Source organism: Nonomuraea terrae, from assembly GCF_044465245.1.
GTDB lineage: Bacteria > Actinomycetota > Actinomycetes > Streptosporangiales > Streptosporangiaceae > Nonomuraea > Nonomuraea terrae.
Map to the genome: position 1 here is coordinate 389,576 of NZ_JBITLL010000003.1, position 18,804 is coordinate 408,379.

The 18,804-nt window shown below is 73.6% G+C and carries 16 protein-coding genes; 5 read left to right on the forward strand and 11 right to left on the reverse strand.

Translation table 11 applies throughout. The features are described 5' to 3' along the window. Positions 1-119: 119 nt before the first annotated feature. Positions 120-2,354 (reverse strand): hypothetical protein, encoded by a 2,235-nt coding sequence (locus tag ACIBP6_RS14285; RefSeq protein WP_397052161.1) that lies wholly within the window; start codon positions 2,352-2,354, stop codon positions 120-122. Between the two features lie 126 nt (positions 2,355-2,480). On the opposite strand from ACIBP6_RS14285, the gene pulA reads away from it, so the two are divergent. Both pulA and ACIBP6_RS14295 read left to right on the forward strand, forming a co-directional pair. Continuing rightward, complete coding sequence (pulA, locus tag ACIBP6_RS14290; RefSeq protein ID WP_397052163.1) at positions 2,481-5,108, forward strand: pullulanase-type alpha-1,6-glucosidase; 2,628 nt, start codon at positions 2,481-2,483, stop codon at positions 5,106-5,108. A gap of 118 nt (positions 5,109-5,226) precedes the next feature. After that, positions 5,227-5,874 (forward strand): hypothetical protein, encoded by a 648-nt coding sequence (locus tag ACIBP6_RS14295; protein ID WP_397052165.1) that lies wholly within the window; start codon positions 5,227-5,229, stop codon positions 5,872-5,874. A gap of 39 nt (positions 5,875-5,913) precedes the next feature. Here the strand turns inward: ACIBP6_RS14295 and ACIBP6_RS14300 are convergent, their stop codons facing one another. The 3 genes from ACIBP6_RS14300 to ACIBP6_RS14310 are packed head-to-tail and all read right to left on the reverse strand — an operon-like array spanning position 5,914 to position 8,512. Beyond that, the gene (locus ACIBP6_RS14300) at positions 5,914-7,119 is read right to left on the reverse strand and encodes a DegT/DnrJ/EryC1/StrS family aminotransferase (protein WP_397052167.1); all 1,206 of its coding nucleotides are present in this window, start codon (positions 7,117-7,119) and stop codon (positions 5,914-5,916) included. Then, a complete protein-coding gene (locus tag ACIBP6_RS14305; RefSeq protein WP_132618015.1) occupies positions 7,116-7,835 on the reverse strand; it encodes an amidohydrolase family protein in 720 nt (239 codons plus the stop codon). Before ACIBP6_RS14305 ends, ACIBP6_RS14300 begins: the two co-directional genes overlap by 4 nt. Next, entirely contained in the window at positions 7,832-8,512 is a 681-nt protein-coding gene (locus ACIBP6_RS14310) for an amidohydrolase family protein (protein ID WP_397052169.1), read from the reverse strand. Before ACIBP6_RS14310 ends, ACIBP6_RS14305 begins: the two co-directional genes overlap by 4 nt. 102 nt (positions 8,513-8,614) lie before the next feature. Between ACIBP6_RS14310 and ACIBP6_RS14315 the strand changes: the two genes are divergently transcribed. Next, positions 8,615-9,337, forward strand: coding sequence for an amidohydrolase family protein (locus ACIBP6_RS14315; protein ID WP_397052171.1), 723 nt, complete (start codon positions 8,615-8,617; stop codon positions 9,335-9,337). Beyond that, positions 9,334-10,062 (forward strand): amidohydrolase family protein, encoded by a 729-nt coding sequence (locus tag ACIBP6_RS14320; protein WP_397052173.1) that lies wholly within the window; start codon positions 9,334-9,336, stop codon positions 10,060-10,062. Before ACIBP6_RS14315 ends, ACIBP6_RS14320 begins: the two co-directional genes overlap by 4 nt. A gap of 76 nt (positions 10,063-10,138) precedes the next feature. Here ACIBP6_RS14320 and ACIBP6_RS14325 read toward each other — a convergent pair whose 3' ends face one another. From ACIBP6_RS14325 to ACIBP6_RS14345, 5 genes are all read right to left on the reverse strand, one after another. After that, the gene (locus tag ACIBP6_RS14325; protein WP_397052175.1) at positions 10,139-11,026 is read right to left on the reverse strand and encodes a dihydrodipicolinate synthase family protein; all 888 of its coding nucleotides are present in this window, start codon (positions 11,024-11,026) and stop codon (positions 10,139-10,141) included. 69 nt (positions 11,027-11,095) lie between these two features. After that, positions 11,096-11,968 (reverse strand): carbohydrate ABC transporter permease, encoded by an 873-nt coding sequence (locus ACIBP6_RS14330; RefSeq protein ID WP_397052177.1) that lies wholly within the window; start codon positions 11,966-11,968, stop codon positions 11,096-11,098. Further along, positions 11,965-12,831: a carbohydrate ABC transporter permease gene (locus tag ACIBP6_RS14335; RefSeq protein WP_132618010.1), complete on the reverse strand. Its 867-nt coding sequence runs from the start codon at positions 12,829-12,831 to the stop codon at positions 11,965-11,967. Before ACIBP6_RS14335 ends, ACIBP6_RS14330 begins: the two co-directional genes overlap by 4 nt. Before the next feature lie 32 nt (positions 12,832-12,863). After that, positions 12,864-14,072, reverse strand: a complete 1,209-nt coding sequence (locus ACIBP6_RS14340) for an ABC transporter substrate-binding protein (protein ID WP_397052179.1) — start codon at positions 14,070-14,072, stop codon at positions 12,864-12,866. A gap of 122 nt (positions 14,073-14,194) precedes the next feature. Beyond that, positions 14,195-15,385 (reverse strand): DegT/DnrJ/EryC1/StrS family aminotransferase, encoded by a 1,191-nt coding sequence (locus ACIBP6_RS14345; protein WP_397052181.1) that lies wholly within the window; start codon positions 15,383-15,385, stop codon positions 14,195-14,197. Between the two features lie 43 nt (positions 15,386-15,428). Between ACIBP6_RS14345 and ACIBP6_RS14350 the strand changes: the two genes are divergently transcribed. Then, positions 15,429-16,634 (forward strand): hypothetical protein, encoded by a 1,206-nt coding sequence (locus ACIBP6_RS14350; protein ID WP_397052183.1) that lies wholly within the window; start codon positions 15,429-15,431, stop codon positions 16,632-16,634. Here the strand turns inward: ACIBP6_RS14350 and ACIBP6_RS14355 are convergent. Continuing rightward, positions 16,631-17,686 (reverse strand): dihydrodipicolinate synthase family protein, encoded by a 1,056-nt coding sequence (locus ACIBP6_RS14355; RefSeq protein ID WP_132618008.1) that lies wholly within the window; start codon positions 17,684-17,686, stop codon positions 16,631-16,633. The genes ACIBP6_RS14350 and ACIBP6_RS14355 overlap by 4 nt on opposite strands. A gap of 38 nt (positions 17,687-17,724) precedes the next feature. After that, complete coding sequence (locus tag ACIBP6_RS14360; protein WP_397052185.1) at positions 17,725-18,732, reverse strand: NAD-dependent epimerase/dehydratase family protein; 1,008 nt, start codon at positions 18,730-18,732, stop codon at positions 17,725-17,727. Positions 18,733-18,804: the final 72 nt, after the last annotated feature.

Genomic DNA, 18,804 nt, shown 5'->3' on the forward strand with positions numbered 1-18,804 from the left:
GCGCCGAGGGCTTCCGGGAAGGCGGGGGAATCGGGGCACGTCACCGGGCGCGACGGGGTTCGCGGGCCGGACGCGGCGCCGGGGTGGCCGGGTCGGAGGCGGGGCGATCGGGCGGCGGGTCAGGCGGTGGCGAGGCGGGAGAGGGCCTCGGCGTACGGGGGGTCGAGCCAGTAGTCGGAATGCCAGCGGCACTCGGGGAGCGGCTCGCCGGGGCCGGGCAGCGGCGGGTCCCAGCAGAACCGGTCCACGCCGGCGTCCGCGCGCTCCGGGTCGCCGCCGGCCAGCGGGTCGGCCGTGGCGAAGACGGGCCCGCCGATGGGGTCGCTCAGCCGGTAGAGGTTGCACCAGGTGACGGAGTCGCGTACGGCCGACAGCCCCGCCGCGCCGAAGTAGGCGGGGAAGAAGGGCGCGTACAGGCGGCCGAGCGGCGAGCCGTGGGTCAGCAGCCGGACCCGCCCCCGCAGCTCGGGCCGGAGCTGCAGCACGAGCGCGGCGGCGATCACGCTGCCCTGGCTGTGCCCGGACAGCACGACCTCGTCCCGGTCGGTACGGGCGAGGCGGGCCACCCGCCCCATCAGCTCGGGGATGACCCGCTCGGTGTAGCAGGGCGGCGCCAGCGGATGGATGGCCCGGGGCCAGAAGGTGCAGATGTCCCACAGGATGCCGACCGTCCTGCGCAGCCGCGAGTCGATGTACGTCCGCCGCCCGACCAGCACCAGCCCGACGACGATCGCCACCATGGCCCAGCTGCCGATCGAGGCGAGCAGCCCCGCGACGCCCCCGTCGGGCGTGAACAGCCCCAGCCGGTAGATCACGGTCACCGCGGCGAACCCGGCCACGCCGAGCCCGGTGAGCACCGCCACCACGAACCCGATCCGGTCGGTCAGCGTGGCCAGCGCCCACTTCCCGGCGACCTCCCGCGCGTCGCTCACCTCTCCGTAGTACGGCTCCAGCAGGGGCGCCAGCCGCTCCGCCTCGGCCGTGCGGTGCGCGTTCAGCACGCAGGCGACCACGACGGCGCCGAGCACCAGCAGCGGCACCAGGGCGGCCGTCCACCAGACCGCGTCGTCGAGGAAGAGCTTCCTGCCGAGCGGGCCGGCGCCGGCGCCGGCCGTGGTGGCCGCCACGCCGAAGAACGAGGCGGTCCAGAACAGCACGCCGAGCGCGAGCACGTTCGCGCTGCCCACGGCCACCATCAGCGCGAACCAGGCGGCCAGCCCGCCCATCGCGCGCCGCTCGCCGGGCCTGCGGCCCCTGCGGGCCAGCACGGTGACGGCGGCGAGGATGAACACCCCGAGCGCGATCATGAGCGCGTACTCCAGCACGCCGACGCCCACGCCGGGGAGCTGAGGCGTGTACGGTCCGGGCGGCAGGCCGGCCAGCGCCGCCCCGGCGGTGACCAGGAACACGACCGGCGCCGCCACCCGCAGCGCCCGGATCGCGCGCCCCAGCCAGGCGGGCTCGGGCCCGCCGGTGTACGGGTCGAGCCGCCGCGCGGTCGCCGGCAGCACCACCAGCACGGCGGCGGCGAGCTGCACGCCCGCGTTGCCCGCGGTCAGCGCGAACCCGACCGGCGTGTGCGCGAACGGCGCGGACACCGCCAGCCCGATGGAGGCGATCGCGAACGACACGTGCACGACGCGCAGCCGCCACACGGGCGTGCGCCCGTGCCACAGGCGCGGCTGCCCCAGCAGCACACCGCCGCGGCCGGTGCCGCGGAGCTCCTCCGGCGCCACGTCCGTGCGCTCGTCGCGGCGCCAGGTACGGCGGGCGATCCACCACAGGACGACGACGGCCAGCAGCGGGACCAGCGCGGTGACCGCGAGCCGCTTCGACGGCTCGCCACCCCACAGCGCGCCCAGCCAGTGCACCCAGACGGGGGCGGTGTCGAGGGTGCAGGCGCGGCCGGCCGCGGTGCACTGCCAGCCGACGAGGTCGACGCTGGCCCGGGTGACGGCGCCGACGAGCGTGCCGGTGAGCAGCAGGCCGAACAGCCGCTGCGCCGCCTCCGTCAGGTGCCGCAGCCGGTCGGCGCCCGGCGGCCTGGGCAACATGAAGTACGACAGGTTGGCCAGCGCGAACGGCAGCAGCAGCAGCCACAGCGCGATCGTCCGCCCGCCGGAGGTGAGGTTGCCCCACGCGTAGGCCTCGCGGCGGCGCACGCCGGGCACGTCGGGGTGGTCGCCCGCCGGTTGCCCGGCGGCCCACCAGCGGCGGTAGAAGCCGGTGGTGCCGTCGCCGGCCACGAGCCGGGGGTGAGGGTGGTTGAGTATGCCGGCGGGCGGGGTGCCGGACACGCCGTGGACGCGTAGCTCCGTGACACCTCCGCAGGTCCGGTCGAGGAATCCGTCCATGTCACAAGGGTGGAACCGCAATCTCAATTACGTACAGTTACTAATTGGTTACGCATTTGATATGCGTCATGACTTTACGGATCCGCATGGCCCGCCGAGCTGAGGGAACGAGGACGGCTGTCCGGGGTGCCGCTCGCCGAGGGGGCGAAGAGCCTGAGTGACCACATCGAAGGCGCCGGCCTGAGCGGGGCGGCGGCCCACTGGATCGACCGCGCGACGGTGGCCTGGCGGGCCGATCCGTCGCTGCGGCACGGCCTGGCCTTCAGCGCGACCGGCGGCATCGCGCCCGACCCGGCGAGCCCGGACGGGCTGGGCGGCGCGCCGCGGCTCATCCGGCTCCAACCGGGCGCGTTCGGCGAGGAGCACAAGCGCCGGTGGCCGCACCTGGCCGGGTACACCGCGCTCACGGTGGACCCGCGCGACGCCGGCCTGGCCGCGCGGGCGCTGCGCGGCCAGGTCGTGGCCGCCGCCTGGGACTCCGGCGGCACCCTGCGGGAGGCGACCGGAGTGCAGATTCCCGGCGTGCTCGACGACCTGTACGCCGCGGCCGCCACCGCCCCGCTGGGGCCGGGCGGCGGGATGTTCCCGAGGCTGTCGGTGTGGGCGCCGACCGCGCAGAGGGTCGAACTGGCCCTGTACGGCTCCCGCCGCACCGTGCACCCGATGCGCCGCGACGACGCGACCGGCGTGTGGTCGGTGCGCGGCCTGCCCACCTGGTACGGCCGCGCGTACGCGTACCTGGTGACCGTCTACTCCCCCGCCGCCGGCGCGGTGGTGACGAACGAGGTCGCCGACCCGTACGGCGTGCTCGTCACCCCGGACGGCGGGCGCGGCGTGCTCGTCGACCCCGGCGCCGCCGCGCACCGGCCGCCGGGCTGGGACCGCCTGGCCAAGCCCGCCCCGGTGCCGCCGGAGCGGGCCGTGGTCTACGAGCTGCACGTGCGCGACTTCTCCGCCTCCGACGCGAGCGTCCCGCAGGAGCTGCGCGGCACGTACGCGGCGTTCGGGCTGGACAGCCGGGGGACGCGCGAGCTGCGGGCGCTGGCCGCCGACGGGGTGACGCACGTGCACCTGCTGCCGGTGTTCGACTTCGCGACCGTGCCCGAGCGCGGGGCCGACCGCGTGGAGCCCGAGTGCGACTTCGCCGCCCTGCCGCCCGACTCGGAGCTGCAGCAGGAGTGCGTCGCCCGTACGGCGGCCACCGACTCCTACAACTGGGGCTACGACCCGCTGCACTACACGGTGCCGGAGGGCTCGTACGCGACCGATCCGGACCGGCGGATCAGGGAGTTCCGCGGCATGGTCGCCGCGCTCAACCGGGCCGGGCTGCGCGTGGTGATGGACGTCGTCTACAACCACACGCACTCCACCGGCGTGCTCGACCCGATCGTCCCCGGCTACTACCACCGGCTGCTGGAGGACGGCGCGGTGGCCACCTCCACCTGCTGCCCGGGCACCGCGCCGGAGCACCTCATGACGGGCCGGCTGGTGGTGGACTCGGTGGTGGCCTGGGCGCGCCGGTACAAGGTGGACGGCTTCCGCTTCGACCTCATGGGCCACCACCCGAAGGCGAACATCCTGGCCGTCCGCCGCGCCCTCGACGCGCTCACGCCCGCCCGCGACGGCGTGGACGGCCGCTCGATCCTGCTGTACGGCGAGGGCTGGGACTTCGGTGAGGTGGCCGGCGGCGCCCGGTTCGAGCAGGCGACGCAGGCCGGCATGGCCGGCACCGGCATCGGCACGTTCAGCGACCGGATGCGCGACGCGGTGCGCGGCGGCGGCGCGTTCGACTCCGACCCGCGCGTGCAGGGGTTCGGCTCGGGCCTCGCGGGAGCGCCGAACGGGTCGCCGGCCAACGGCACGCCGGAGCAGCAGCGGGCGCGGCTGGCGCACTACTCCGACCTGATCCGGGTGGGGCTGACCGGGAGCCTGGCCGACTACGTGCTGCCCTCGGGCGTGAAAGCCCGCGACCTCGACTACAACGGCGCGCCCGCCGGGTACACGACCGCCCCCGGGGAGGCGGTGACGTACGTGGACGCGCACGACAACGAGACGTTGTTCGACGCGCTGGCGTACAAGCTGCCGCAGGACACGCCGATGGCCGACCGGGTGCGCATGCAGCTGCTGTCGCTGGCCACGGTGCTGCTGGCGCAGGGGACGGTGTTCGTGCTCGCGGGCTCGGAGCGGCTGCGTTCGAAGTCGCTCGACCGCAACTCCTACGACTCGGGCGACTGGTTCAACCGGCTGCTGTGGGACTGCGCGCAGGGCAACGGCTTCGGCGCGGGCCTGCCGCCCAGGGCCGACAACGAGGCCCGCTGGCCGTACGCCCGGCCGCTGCTGGCCGATCCGGCGCTGCGGCCGGGTTGTGAGGCGATCGAAGCGTGCCGCGCCGGGTTCGGGGAGCTGCTGCGGATCAGGTCGTCCTCACCGGCGTTCGCGCTGGGGTCGGCGGAGGAGGTACGGCGGCGGCTGACCTTCCCCGGCTCGGCGGAGGGCGTGATCGCCATGCACGTCGACACCGCCGGCCTCGACCCGCGCTGGACGTCGGTCACCGTGGTCTTCAACGCCACGCCGTACCCGCAGGTCCAGGGCGTGCCGGCCGCGGTGGCGCCGCATCCGGTCCAGGCGGCCTCGCGCGACCCGGTGGTGCGGGAGTCGGCGTACGACCCGGGCGCGCGCACGGTGAGCGTTCCCGCGCGCACGGTGGCGGTGTTCGTCGGGACGGGGGTGTCTGCGTGTGACCCCGCGGGGTAGGGGGAAGCCTTATGGGGTAGCCCGCACATCACTGGCATCGAGCCGCATGACGGCACAAACTGGATAGACGGCGATCGCGTGGAGCAGTGGAGCACCCGTGGACAATCACCTTGATCACATGCCGGTTCTTTCCCGCGGCAGGCACCGCAACCCCAAGCGCGGTGCCTGCTTCATGGAGCTGGCCTCCTACCTGGCCGGTGAGCGGTGGAGCGACCACCCGTCGTGCACCCACCCGCTGCTGGCCGCACTCGCCCGCCTCGTCAACGACAACACCAGTGACGAGAGCCGGTCCAAGCTCGTCCGGCTGGTGCCGTCCATCATCGGGCTGACCAGCGACGACCTCCGGGTGGACGCGCGGATCGCGCTGCGCTGCGCCACCACGGCGCTGCCGGTGGCCGCCGCCGAGCGCCAGCTCGCGCTGGCGGTCTCGGTGCTCGCCGCCGAGGAGATGCTGGCCCGGCTCGACGGCGCGCCGTCGGGGCGGATGAGCGAGCGGAGCCGGCGCGCCATGGAGGAGGTGCCGCACGCGGCCGAGCAGGCCAGGCGCTTCAGCCGGGCCGCCCGGATCACGGAGAAGGGCTTCCGCCGGTACGCCGCGCCCAACGCGGTGCAGCTGTCGGTGGTGGGCATCGTGCAGGCGTGCATCGACGACCCGGACGCGCTGCTGCGGCAGCTGCTGGCGGACGCGATCGCCGACTGCACCGCCCTGATCCGCGTCCCGGAATCGACCGCCCCGGCCGGCACCACCCTCCCCGCCCACGCCTGACCGCCTCGGACGCCGGCACCCGCGCTGAACCCGCCGGGGTCATGGGGCGTGGGCGAGGACCTTGGCGAGGGCTTCGGCGATGTGGGCGGCGTTCGCGGGGTCGTCCATGAGCATCGACTGGCGGACCCAGAGCACGTCGCGGGCGGCGGCCTCCGCGGCCGGGCAGGGCTCCACCCGGGCGCCCGCCTCGACCAGCGCCGCCATGCCGCCGAGCGGCGGGTAGCCGCCGTCGAGCGGCACGCCCTCCGCCGCCATCGCCGCCAGCGCGAACGACCGGTCGAAGGGCACGTGCACGCGGAGCATGAGCAGGTGCCGCGAGTCCAGCGTCGTGCCCGCCGGCTGCGGCACCACCGTCACCGGCCGCCCCGCCGCAGGGCCGGCCGCCGGTGGGGCGTCGGGCCACGGAACGGTGGCGAGCTCGCGTTCGACGGCCGCGCTGAAGGCGTTCCTGCGGTCGATCTCCTTGTCCAGGCGGTCGAGCCAGGGCAGCAGGAGGGCGGCCTGGATCTCCGTCAGCCGGAGGTTCCAGCCGAGGCCGGGGTGGCCGTACCACTCGCCGCCACGGCGGCGGCCGAGGTTGCAGACCGACCAGACGGCCTCGTGGACGTCCTCGTCGCGGCAGACGACGAGGCCGCCCTCCCCCGCCGTCATCGCCTTGCTCGCCTGGAAGCTGTAGACGCCCGCGTCGCCGAGCCCGCCGACCGGCCGGTCCCGGTACGTCGCGCCGTGCGCCTGGGCCGCGTCCTCCACCACGGCCAGGCCGTGGCGGGCGGCGAGCGCGTTCAGGGCGTCCATGTCGGCGGGGCTGCCCGCCAGGTGCACCGGCATGATGGCGGCCGTGCGGCCGGTGACCGCCGCCTGCGCCGCCTGCGCGGACAGGTGCAGGTCGGCCGGGTCGACGTCCACGATCACGGGGGTGGCCCCGGCGAGCAGCACGGCCGTGGCCGAGGCCACGAACGTGTACGCCGGCACGATCACCTCGTCGCCGCGTCCCACGCCCAGGCCGCGCAGCGCCGCGAACAGGCCCAGGGTCGCGTTGCCCACGGTGACGCCGTACGGGACGCCCGAGCGGCGCGCGAACTCGGCGGCCAGCTCCGCGCAGGCCGTGCCGCCCTGCGTGGCGCCCCACAGGCCGCTCTCCAGGACGGCGGTGACCCGTTCGCGCTGGGGATGGTCGAGCGGCGGCGGCCAGGACGGCCAGGGCGCGGTGCGCACGGGGGTGCCGCCGTGGATGGCGAGCGTCATGGGAGACGTCCTTCCAGGATGCGGGCGAGGTTGCCGCCGAGGATGAGGGCCCGGTCGGCGTCTTCGAGCGGGGCGAGGACGACGCGGCCGAAGCCGGTCCGCAGGTCGAGGAAGCAGGAGTCGGAGCCGTAGACGACGCGGTCGGCGCCGATCAGGCCGGCCAGGCGGGCGATCCACCGCCCGGTCATCTTGGAGCCGCAGATCTCCAGGAACACGTTCGGGTACGGCCCCGCCAGCTCGGCGGCGCGGTGGAAACCGTTCTGCCACAGCCCGGCGTGCCCGAGCAGCAGCGGCACGCCGGGGTGCCGCCGGGCGACGGCGGCGAACTGCGCGGGGTCGCTCCACGGCGAGCCGGTCTGGCCGTGGGCGAGCACGGGCAGGCCGAGCTCCCAGACGGGGTCGTAGCGGCGGTCGTCGAGGGCGCACTCGTGCACGTCCGGATGGATCTTGACGCCCCACACGCCCTGGTCGGTCAGCCGGTTGCGCTGGTGGGGGTTGTACACCTGCCAGACGCCGATCCGGCCGGGGTGGCGTTCGGCGGCGGCGAACGCCAGCCGGTTCCCTTCCTCGGCGGAGGGGCCGACGGCGAGCAGGTGGCTGATCCCGATCGCGTCGATGCCGAGGCGGTCCATGAGGGTGACCATGCCGTCGGCCGACGGGTCGGGGATGAGGAAGTCGGGCCAGGTGCCGAGGTGTCCGTGCGCGTCGAGGATCATCGGGCGCTCCCGAGGAGGCTGCCACCGGCGGCGATCAGGTCGATGTCGGCCTGGGACAGCTCCAGGTGGTCGAGCAGGAAGCGGGGGCCGCAGTCGTCCAGGACGGGGGCGCCGGTGCCGAACACCAGCCGCTCGGCCCCGAAGCGCCCGGCCAGCCATTCGACGCCGCGCTGGGTGTTGACGGTGCCGATCTCCACCCAGAGGTTCGGGATCTCGGCCATGAGCTCGGCGACGGCGCGCAGCCGCCGGTAGCCGGGGTTGAGCAGCAGCAGGCGCTGCCCGGGCAACATCCGGGCGAGGGCGAGCAGTTCCTTCGGGGAGGTCTCGTCGAGCTCGACGGCCGCGGTGACGCCGAGCTGCGCGAGCAGGCGGACGGCGGTGGGCCCGGTCAGCTCGAAGCGGTGGCGGGCCGGGCAGAGCCGGACCATGGGCACGTCCCGGTCCGGCACGGGCTCGCCCGCCGCCGGCAGCAGCACGGGAACCGGCAGCAGCCGCGGGTCGCGCAGGGCGAGCAGCGCCTCGTTTCCGGCGCGGACGTCGGAGTAGAGGCTGAGGGTGTGGGTGACGCAGGCCCGATGGATGCCCAGCCGGTCCATCTCGGGCCGCGGGTCCTGGGGCAGGTCGTCGAACGGCACGGGCCCGACGAGCCGGTGGACGTCCATCACTAATTCCGGCACAGACCGAAATTAGCCGCAACCCTGAGCGCCGGTCAAGGTGCGCTTGCCGGATTTTGGCCCAGACCGTAATGTGCTGTCCGCCACGAGTCAAGGGAGGCGGACGTGACCGCGTTCGACGCGCGCAAGCTGGTCGGCGACCTCGAGGTGACCCTCGACGTGGACGTGCTGGTCGGCGCCCACCCCGACCGTGACGGGCCGCCGGGCACGCCGGGGTCGGTGCTGGACGTCCTGGCCGCCCACCGTATCCGCTCGGGCGCGGTCGCGTCACTGCGGGCCGCCCTGTTCGACGTGCCCTCAGGCAACGACGAGGTGCTGGCGCTCGACGGCGTCGTCCCCGTCGGCGCCGTGGACCTGCGCGACCCCCTCGGCGCCGTACGCGAGATCGACCGGCTGGCGGAGCTGGGCGTGCGGGCGATCAGGCTCTTCCCGGACGAGCAGGGCGTCGAGGCGGGCTTCCCGTCGGTGCGGCACGTCGCGCGGAAGGCGGCCGGGCTCGGCCTGGTCGTGCTGACCGGCGGCGACGTGCGGAGGTTCTGGCAGCCGTTCGCCGGGCTGGAGGCGACGGTGGTCTTCCTCGACACGCACTTCTACCACTTGGGCGACTTCCTCGTGGTGGCCGCCGACGAGCCCGGGTTCCACACCTCGACGCGCCTGCTCAACTCCCCCGACGCGCTGGAGACCGTCCCGCCCGACCGGCTCCTGTACGGCTCGCGCACCCCCCACTACGAGCCCCTCGTCCCCCTGCTGCGCCTGGCGACCAGCGGGCTCAAGCCGGACGAGATCGCCGCCGTGGCGGGCGGCAACGCGAGGAGGCTACTCGGATGATCATCGACGTGCACGCCCACTGGGGCCCGTGGTTCTTCACGATGGACGTGGCCGCGGCCAACCTGACGGCCATGGACCGCTACGGCATCGACCTCGCGATCGTCTCGGCCACCGAGGCGGTGATCTACGACGCCCGTGCCGGCAACCGGGCCCTGGCCGGCTGGCTGACGGGTCAGGACCGCCACCTCGGCTACGTCACCGTCAACCCCCGCCGCCCGGCCGACGCCGAACGCGACCTGCGCGAGTACCTCCCCACGGGGAAGTTCGTCGGGGTCAAGATCCACACCGACTACACCGGCTCGCCCGCCTCCTCGCCGCAGACACGCGAGGCGCTGGCCATGGTGGCCGAGGCCGGCGTGCCGGCGCTCGTCCACACCTGGGGCGCCACGGTGCTGGACCTCGCCGAGGTCTGCCGCGACACGCCCGGCCTGCGCGTCATCGCGGGCCACATGGGCGCCGACGGGTACGCGTACGCGATCGAGGCGGCGCGCGGGTGCGACCGCCTCTATCTGGAGCCGTGCTACTCCCACGCCCCGGCCGGGCGGGTGGCCCGGGTGGCGGCGGCGGTCGACCGCACCCGGCTGCTGTTCGGCACCGACTCGACCCTCATCGACCCGGCCTCGGCGTTCGGCGCGGTCGCGGCGGCGAACCTGGACGAGGAGACGGCCCAGCTCGTCGCCTGGCGCAACGCCGCCCGCCTCTTCGGCCTGGACCTCACGCCCTAGCGCCCGCTACGCCGTACCCGCTCCGACCTGCCCGTTACGACCTGCCCGCTACGACCTGCCCGCTCCGACCTGCCCGTTACGCCGCCGCGGCGAGCACGGCCGCGCGCTCCGGCTCCGGCAGGCCGGGGCCGTACGGGTCGAAGGCGTGGGACTCGGGGATCAGGCCCTCGGCGGCGGCCAGCCAGAGCATGCGCTGGACATACCCCTCCATGGGGGCGGTGAAGGTGGCGGCGGCCAGCCGGTCGAGGCGCGCGGACGCCTTCTCGAAACCGCGCAGGTCGTCGCCCTCGAACGCGCGCAGCACCGCCGCCGTCGTCTCCACCGACGCCGCCGCGATGCCCACGAGCGCCGCCTGCGCGCCCCACAGCAGCGAGGGGCCGAACATCCGGTCCTCTCCCGTGATGGCCAGCCGGCCGGTCTCGCGGGTGAGCGCGATCGTGCGCTGGCAGCCCATCGCGTCGGACAGCAGCGCCGTCTTGAGCCCGGCGACGCCCGGATGGCGCAGGATCTCGCCGAGCGCGGCGGGCGGGCAGGGATCGGTGTACAGGTCGAACGCGATCATCGGCAGCCCGGCGGCGGCCCATACCGCCTCGTGCAGCGCCGCCCGGTCCCCCTGGGACGGGAACACCAGCACGCCGTCGGCGCCCAGCTCGGCGGCGACCCTGGCCTCCTCGGGGGCGGCTGACCGGCCGCCGCCGACGCCCGCGATCACGGGCACGCCCGTACGGCGGGCGCGGGCGATCAGCCCGGCGCGGACGTCCGGGGCCAGGAAGGGACCGCGGCCGGTGTGGGCGAGGACGGCCAGGGCGTCCGCGCCGGAGGCGGCCAGACGGCGGAAGTACGCCTCCGCGACATCGAGGTCCACCTCGCCCGACCTCGTCATCGGCGTCGCCGCGGCGGCCACCAGGGCGCCGCGCAGGCGGTCACGCAGCCGGGCGGCCCCCGGATCGATCGGCGTGCTCATCAGTTGCTCCCCTCACCGGACGTTCCGGGCGACCAGCGTAGGCCGTACGGAACCGGCGAAGGGAGCACCCTACTTCAGTCCGGTCATCGCGATGCTGTTGACGAGGTAGCGCTGCAGCAGGAAGAACACCACCAGGCAGGGCACCGCCGAGACCGCCGCCGACGACATCAGCGTCGCCCACTGCAGCTCCTCGGTCTTCAGCACCGTCAGGCCGACGGTGAGGGTACGGGTGGCGTCGCTCTGCGAGATCACCAGCGGCCACAGGAAGTCGTTCCAGTGCCACAGGAAGACGAACACGCCCAGCGTGGCCAGGATGGGCTTGGTGAGCGGCACCACGATCGTCCAGTAGACGCGCAGCTCCGAGGCGCCGTCCACCTTGGCGGCGTCGAAGAGCTCGTCGGGCAGCCCCATGATGAACTGCCGCATGAGGAAGACCGCCTGCGAGTTGGCCAGCGTCGGAACGATCAGCCCCCAGAACGTGTCGGCCCCGCCGAGGTCGGAGACGAGCACGTACAGCGGGATGAGCGTGGCCTGGAACGGCACCATCATCGTGGCGATGAACGTCCACAACATGGCGTCGCGGCCGGGGAAGCGTTTCTTGGCGAAGGCGTAGCCGGCCATCGACGCCGTGAGCAGGATGATCACCACGGAGACGACCGAGTAGATCAGCGAGTTGAGCGTCCATGCGGTGAACCCCGACGCGCCCAGGATCTGCGTGATGTTGTCGAACGTGAGCGCGTCGGGCCACTGCACGGGCACGGTCGGCGCGCCGCGCGGCGAGAGCGCCACGATGATCATCGCGATGAACGGGCCCAGGGTCAGCAGCGACATGACCGACAGCAGCGCGTACAGCGCCCATGTGCGGGCCCGTCCGCGGGCGGGCCGGCGCGGCGCGGCGGCCCGCCCGGCGCGGGCGGCGGGGCGCGTGGCCGTCAGCGTCATGTGTCCTCCTTGCCGACGATGCGGCGCTGGATCAGGGCGACGACCAGCACGACGGCGAAGAGCACCATGCCCCAGGTGGCCGCGTAGCCGAACTCCCAGAACCGGAAGCCGCGCTCGAAGATGCCGTAGATGAGGGTGTAGCTGGCCTTGGCCGGGCCGCCGCCGGTCATCACGTAGATGGTGTCGAAGACCTGGAACGAGGAGATCGTCTCGATCACCAGGACGAAGAAGAGCGCGGGCTTGAGCAGCGGCAGCGTGATGCTGCGGAAGCGCTGCCAGGCGCTCGCGCCGTCCACCGTGGCCGCCTCCAGGTACGTGCCAGGGATCGCCTTGAGCCCGGCCAGCAGGATCAGCATCGAGTAGCCGAAGCCCTTCCAGCAGGAGACGACGGCGAGCGCGGGCAGCACCAGGTCGGCCCGCTCCATGAACGCCACCGTCCCGATGTCGATCTTGGCCAGCAGGCCGTTGAGCAGGCCGTCGATCTCGTAGATCCAGCGCCAGATGATGCCGGCGAAGACGAAGCTGGTCACGTACGGCAGGAAGAGGATGCCGCGGAACAGGCCGCGCAGGAAGACGACGGCGTTGAGCAGCAGCGCGGTGCCGAGCGAGACCAGCACGACGAGCGGCACGTAGATGGCGGTGTACACCAGCGTGACCCGGAGGCTGGACCAGAAGTTCGGGTCGTTCACGAGCCGGACGTAGTTGTCGGCGCCGGTGAAGCTCCACTCGCCGCCGATGTTCCAGTTCGTCAGGCTCATCCCCGCCGCCCCGAGGGTGGGGAAGATCCTGAACATCAGGAACAGCACGAGCATCGGCAGGACGAACAGCAGTCCCGTGATCGGATCACGCAGGCGGTGACGCACCTGGTTTCACACCTTTCGAGAAGACGGGCTGGTCAGCTGCCGCTCGCCAGCAGCTCGTTGGCCTCGGCGGCGGCGGCGTCGAGGGCGGTCTTCGCGTCCTCCTTGCCGATCAGGGCCGCCTGCACGTGCGCGCCGACCATCGCCATCACCTGGCGGGCCTTGGGGTGCGTGTCGCCGGGGAAGGCGAACTCCAGCGCCTTGGCGAACTGCTTCGAGGTCTCCGACTGGTCGGGGATGGTCACGTCGGTGCGCGCCGAGTAGAAGCCCGACTCCTTGGCCAGCGCCGCCGCCACCTCGGGTGAGGCGAGGTAGCCGGCGAACTTCTTGGCCGCGTCCTTGACCTCGGAGTGCTTGGCCAGGACGAGGCCGCCGGGGATGCCGAAGGCGACCCGCTTCCTGCCCTCCAGGGGCAGGCCGATGCCCACGTTCTCGGGGCCGATGGCGGCGCCGAGCTGGTCGGCCTGGAGCGCCGTGGCCGCGTGGTACATCGCCGTCTTGCCGGCGGCCAGCGGGCCGCCCTCGATGTCGTTGCCCTTGCTGGCGGTGTTCTCCGGCAGGCCGCCGGCGGCCTTCAGGTCGAGCAGCAACTGCAGGCTGTCGATCCCCTCCTGGCTGTTGACCGTCACGCTCTTGCCGTCCGGGGAGAACACCGAGCCGCCGTTGGCCCACAGGATCGGGTAGAAGCTCTGGTTCAGCGCGTCGGGCTTGCCCGGGTAGTCGAGGACGGCGACGCCCTTGGCGGCCAGCTTGGGCGCGGCCTCCTTCAGCTCGGCGAGCGTCTCGGGCGCCTTGGCGACGCCCGCCTCCTCGAAGAGCTTCTTGTTGTAGATGGGCGCGGTGATCGTCTGGTAGATCGGGACTCCGTAGAGCTTGCCGTCCACGGTGAGCCCGCTGAGCGAGTTGGGCAGGTACGCCGCCTTGTCGGGCGCGACGACGTCGTCCACGGGCTCGAGCGTGCCCTGCTGGGCGTACTGCGGGATCTGGTCGGGGCCGAGCACGACCAGGTCGAAGCCCTTCCTGGAGGCCAGGGCGGTGGTGACCTTCTCCTGGCGGCCGTCCCAGGGCTGCTGGTCGATGGTGACGTCGATCGTGGGGTTCGCGGCCTCGAAGTCCTTCTCGACCTTGTCCCAGAACGTCTTGTTCTTGGCCACGTCGCTGATGACGGGATACATCCAGAGGGTCACCGCGCTCTTGTCCGAGCCCGAGCCACCGGACCCGCATCCGGCGATCACGGCGCTCATAGCGGCCACGATTCCGGCTGCCGTTGCCTTCCTCATCGGTGGCGTCCTTTCATGAATACCGGTCCTGACCGAAACCTAGTTATTCGGAGCGGAACGGGTCAATGGGTGATACATGAACGTAACTAGGGCAGGTTCGGGTAGCTCGCCACCGCCCGCGCGACGGCGTCCACGTGTTCCCGCGTGTAGCGCTCGTTCCAGTCGATGACCACGAGGGTGGCCTCGACCAGCCGCTCGGCCTCGGGGCAGGCCGCGGGGCGGTAGCCCTCCAGCGGGTAGGCGGAGCTCCCGTAGACCGGCCGGCCCCACAGCGGGGCCCGGTTGAGGGGTTCCTGGAGATAACCGGCCCGCGCCGGGATCCCGGCCGCGCTCAGGTGCGCCGCCAGCCCGGGGGCGTCGCCGCCGGGCAGCACGAGCGGGAAGAGCCACCAGGCGTGCCCGTCGGTGCGGGGCAGGCGGATCACCGCCTCGCCGGGCGCGTCCGCCTCCGCGACGCCGTCCAGGCCGCGCAGGGCCTCGACGAGCAGGGCGGCGGTGCGGCGGCGGGACTCCACGACCCCGGGCAGCTTGGTCAGCTGGGCCCGGGCCACGGCGGCCTGGAGCTCGGTCATCCGGTAGTTGAGGCCGAGGCTCTCGTGGGAGCGGCCCGCGGCCCGGTCCCAGCCCTTGTCGGCGAACAGCCGCATGCGCCGGGCCAGCTCGTCGTCGTCGGTGAGCGTCAAACCGCCGTCGCCGCAGGTGATGTGCTTCCACTGCTGCAGGCTCAGGGTGCCGACGTGGCCGGCCGTGCCCGCGTACCGGCCGCCGGGCAGCTCGGTGAGCCACGCCTGGGCGCAGTCCTCGATCAGCGTGAGTCCGTGCTCGTCCGCCAGCGCGCGCAGCTCGCCGACGCGGGCGGGGACGCCGAACAAGTGGACGGCCATGATCGCCCGTGTGCGCGGCCCGATGAGCCGCTTCACGGCGTCCGGGTCTAGGGTGCCGTCGGAGGGATCGACATCGGCGAAGACAGGAACGGCGTTCTGCGCCAAGATGGGGGCCACGGTCCCGAAGTCCGTGATCGGGGTCGTGATGATCTCGTCTCCGGGGTCGGGCGCCGCCGCCACCACCGACAGGTGCAGCGCCGCGGTGCCGGAGCTGCACGCGACCACGTGGCGGGCGCCGTACAGGTCACCGATCTCGCGTTCGAGCGCCCGCGCCTCGGTCCCCCAGACGGAGCTCAGCATGCCGGAGCGGACCACCCGTTCCAGCGCCGCCGTCTCCTCGTCGCCGAGGGTGCGGCCGGCGGGTTCGGCCATGTTGGGAAAATGCAGAGTCACCAGTTAACCTTTCGGTCTAGACCGTAATAAAGAGGAGGCGCGGGTGGGTATCGTCATCGGAGTCGTCGGCCCCCACGATCTGGTCGACGACGTCGCGGCCACCTGCGAGGAGCAGCCGGGCGTGAGCACGCTCAGGCTCGACTACGACCACGAGTCGCAGGCCCCCGCGATCGTCGAGGGGCACGCCTCCTCCGTCGAGGGGTGGCTGTTCACCGGCATCGTCCCGTACATGCTGGCCCGCAACGCCGACGTGCTCTCGCAGCCGGCCGCGTTCGTCGACTACTCCGGCGCCACGCTGCTCGGCGCCCTGGTACGGCTGCAGCACGAAGGCCACGACATCACCCGCCTGTCCATCGACACCATGTCCCCCGCCGACGTCACCACCACGTTCGTCGAGGCGGGGCTGCCCACCGACCGCCTGCGCACGCTCGGCTACCGGCCCGACGCGACCTCCAAGAAGGTCATCGCCTTCCACCGGCGCGGCCCGGCCCACCCGGTGATCACCTGCATCAGCTCGGTGCACGAGGCGCTGCGCGAGGAGATGCACGTGCTGCGGCTGGCGCCGTCGGTGCACTCGGTCCGCGTGGCGCTGCGCCAGCTCCTGCTGACCGCCGAGGGCCAGGCGCAGGAGGACGCGCAGATCGCGCTCGGGCTGGTGGAGGTGGACGGCGAGGAGGGCCTGCTGCGTGAGGCCGGCGCGCTGGGCGGCACGCTCGCCGCCTTCCGCGGCGGCACCCACCTGCTGGTGACCACGCGGGGCCCGCTCAACGACGCGACCGGCGGCTTCACCGGGCTGCCCATGCTGGCCCGGCTGGCCGCGCACAGCGCCGTGGCACGGGTCGGGTTCGGCCTCGGGCGCAGCGCCGCCGAGGCCGAGAGCCTGGCCCGGCGGGCGCTGGCCCGCGCGCGGCGCATCGGCGACGTGGCCGCGGTGCTGTCATTGCGCGCCGACACCGACATCGTGCTGGAGTCGGTGGCCAGCGCGCCCACGGGCACGCAGAACCTGTCGGTGCTCGCCCGCCGGGTGGGCCTGTCGGTGCCGACCCTGGAGAAGCTGCTGGAGGCCCGCGAGGCGGCCGGCGGCGCCGCGCTGACCACCCGCGAGATCGCCGAGCGGCTCGCCGTCCAGCAGCGCACCGCCCGGCGCATGCTGCACCGGCTGGAGCTGGCCGGGCTGGCCGAACGCACCGGCAACCTGACCAGCGGCTCCAGCGGCCGACCGCTCACGCTCTACCGCCTCACCCTCTAGGCCAGCCATCGGTCCAGGCCCTCGGCCACGAACTCGTCGTCGCGCAGCCACGGGTACGCCGCCCAGACACGGTCGATCTCCGCGAGCTGCCCCGGCGACAGCTCCTCCTCCGGGTCCAGGCACCAGCGGCCCGCCAGCAGTCCCTGGCGGCGCAGCACCTCGTGGATGCCGGGGATGCAGCCCCGGAAGCCGTTGGCCGAATCGAAGATGGCGGCGTTGGCGTCGGTGAGGTGGCCGTCGAGGCTGAGCAGCCGGCGCACCGCCGCGTCGTCGCCGGAGCGGGCCAGCGTGGCCTGCTCCAGCAGCTCCACCGCCCGCCGGACCCACACCGCCCACTGGCCGAGCAGGCCGCCGACGAACTCCACCTCGACCTCGCGCCCGTCCACGATCACGCGGTGGGTGGTGATGAGGTCGGCCAGGATGTGGTCGTCGTTGCCGGTGTAGAGCGCCACCTCGCCGGCCCGGCCCGCGCGTACGACGCCGTGCAGCACGTCGAGGGTGCGGTAGCGGTCGAAGGGGGCGACCTTGATGCCCACCACCGACTCGATCGAGGCGAGCCGCGTCCAGAAGTCGCGCGACAGCGGCCGGCCGCCCACGGCGGGCTGCAGGTAGAAGCCGATCACCGGCAGCACCTCCCCCACGGCCCGCGCCCGCTCGACCAGCCCGTCCTCGTCCAGCTCCCGGTACGGGCTGAGCAGCACCATGTGGTAGCCGAGCGACCGGGCCAGCTCCGCCTCGGCCACGGCCCGCTCGGTGGGCCCGGTCACCCCGGCCACCAGCGCCACCGCGCGCGGGAACTCCGCCGCCGCGTCGGCGGCCAGCTCCAGCACCGGCCGCAGCAGGCCGGTGCCGTGGATGGCGAACTGCGTGGTGTGCACGCCGACCGCCAGCCCGCCCGCGCCGGCCTCCACGTAGTAGCGGGTCAGGGCGCGCTGGCGGCGCTCGTCCAGCTTCCGGTCCTCGGTCAGGGCCAAGGGATGGGCCGGGATCACCAGACCGCGTCTGAACAGGTCCCGTACGGACGTGTGCGCCTGCGGAGCCGTGCTGAGCACGTGAGGTCCCCCTTTGTCGTCAGAAGTGAGCACGCGGGTCAGAACCGCCCGTCGCGGCGATCGAACTTGGTGGGCTTGCCGAGCAGCGGCCCGCCCTCGGCGACCCAGCGCGCCGTGTGCTCGATGAGCTCGGCGGGGGTCAGCTCCGGGTAGCCGAACAGGCCGTGGCAGCGCGAGGCGTTGGACAGCAGCGCCGTGGGCGCCTCCTCGCCGGTGAAGACCGGCTCCTTGCCGAGCACGTCGCCGAGCGCCTGCGCCGCCTGCCGTACGGAGATCAGCTCGGGGCCCGTGACGTTGAGCACGTACGGCGGCGTGCTCGCCAGCAGCAGCGAGCGCAGCGCGACCTCGTTGGCGTAGCCCTGCCAGACCACGTTCACCTGGCCCGTGGTCAGGTCGATCGGCTCACCCGCCAGCACCTTCTGGGCGAGGTCGACGAGCACGCCGTAGCGCAGCTCCACCGCGTAGTTGAGGCGGATCAGCGACATGGGCGTGCCGGCCGCCTCGGAGAAGTGCGTCAGCACCCGTTCCCTGCCGAGGCAGCTCATCGCGTAGTCGCCGACCGGGCCGACGGGATGGTCCTCGGCGCAGCCGCCGCCGGCGACGGGGACCAGCGGGTAGACGTTCCCGGTGGACAGCGCGGCGATCCGGCTGCCGGCGAACCGTTCGGCCACCCGGCCGGGCAGGTACGTGTTGGTGAACCAGGCGGTGTGCTCGCGGCCGTGGGTGCCGAACTTGGCGCCCACCAGGAACACCACGTTGGGCGCGTCCGGCAGCTCGCGCAGCGCCCGGTCGTCGGCGACGTCGGCGGCGACCACGGTGGCGCCGGCGGCGCGGAGGTCGTCCGCGAGCCCCGGCTCGGAGAAGCGCGACACCGCGATGATCCGCCGGTCGCCGCGGGTGGCGTTCAGGGCCAGCCGCACCAGGCTCGGGCCCAGCTTGCCGCCGGCGCCCAGGATCATGATGTCGCCCTCGAGCCTGCCGAGATCGCCGACGAGCCCGGCACCGGGCCGTGCCAGCCGCTCCTCGAGTTCCGCTGTCGTCCGCACGCGGTCTCCTCCATCCGTTATTTACGGTCCAGACCGTAACTGGGCAGGAGTCCGGCTGTCAACGGGGGGGCG

Excerpts from the sequence above, each read along its gene's own strand:
- ACIBP6_RS14285 (WP_397052161.1), bottom strand. The coding sequence starts at position 2,354 with ATGGACGGATTCCTCGACCGGACCTGCGGAGGTGTCACGGAGCTACGC.
- ACIBP6_RS14295 (WP_397052165.1), top strand. The coding sequence starts at position 5,227 with ATGCCGGTTCTTTCCCGCGGCAGGCACCGCAACCCCAAGCGCGGTGCC.
- ACIBP6_RS14300 (WP_397052167.1), bottom strand. The coding sequence starts at position 7,119 with ATGACGCTCGCCATCCACGGCGGCACCCCCGTGCGCACCGCGCCCTGG.
- ACIBP6_RS14305 (WP_132618015.1), bottom strand. The coding sequence starts at position 7,835 with ATGATCCTCGACGCGCACGGACACCTCGGCACCTGGCCCGACTTCCTC.
- ACIBP6_RS14320 (WP_397052173.1), top strand. The coding sequence starts at position 9,334 with ATGATCATCGACGTGCACGCCCACTGGGGCCCGTGGTTCTTCACGATG.
- ACIBP6_RS14325 (WP_397052175.1), bottom strand. The coding sequence starts at position 11,026 with ATGAGCACGCCGATCGATCCGGGGGCCGCCCGGCTGCGTGACCGCCTG.
- ACIBP6_RS14330 (WP_397052177.1), bottom strand. The coding sequence starts at position 11,968 with ATGACGCTGACGGCCACGCGCCCCGCCGCCCGCGCCGGGCGGGCCGCC.
- ACIBP6_RS14340 (WP_397052179.1), bottom strand. The coding sequence starts at position 14,072 with ATGAGCGCCGTGATCGCCGGATGCGGGTCCGGTGGCTCGGGCTCGGAC.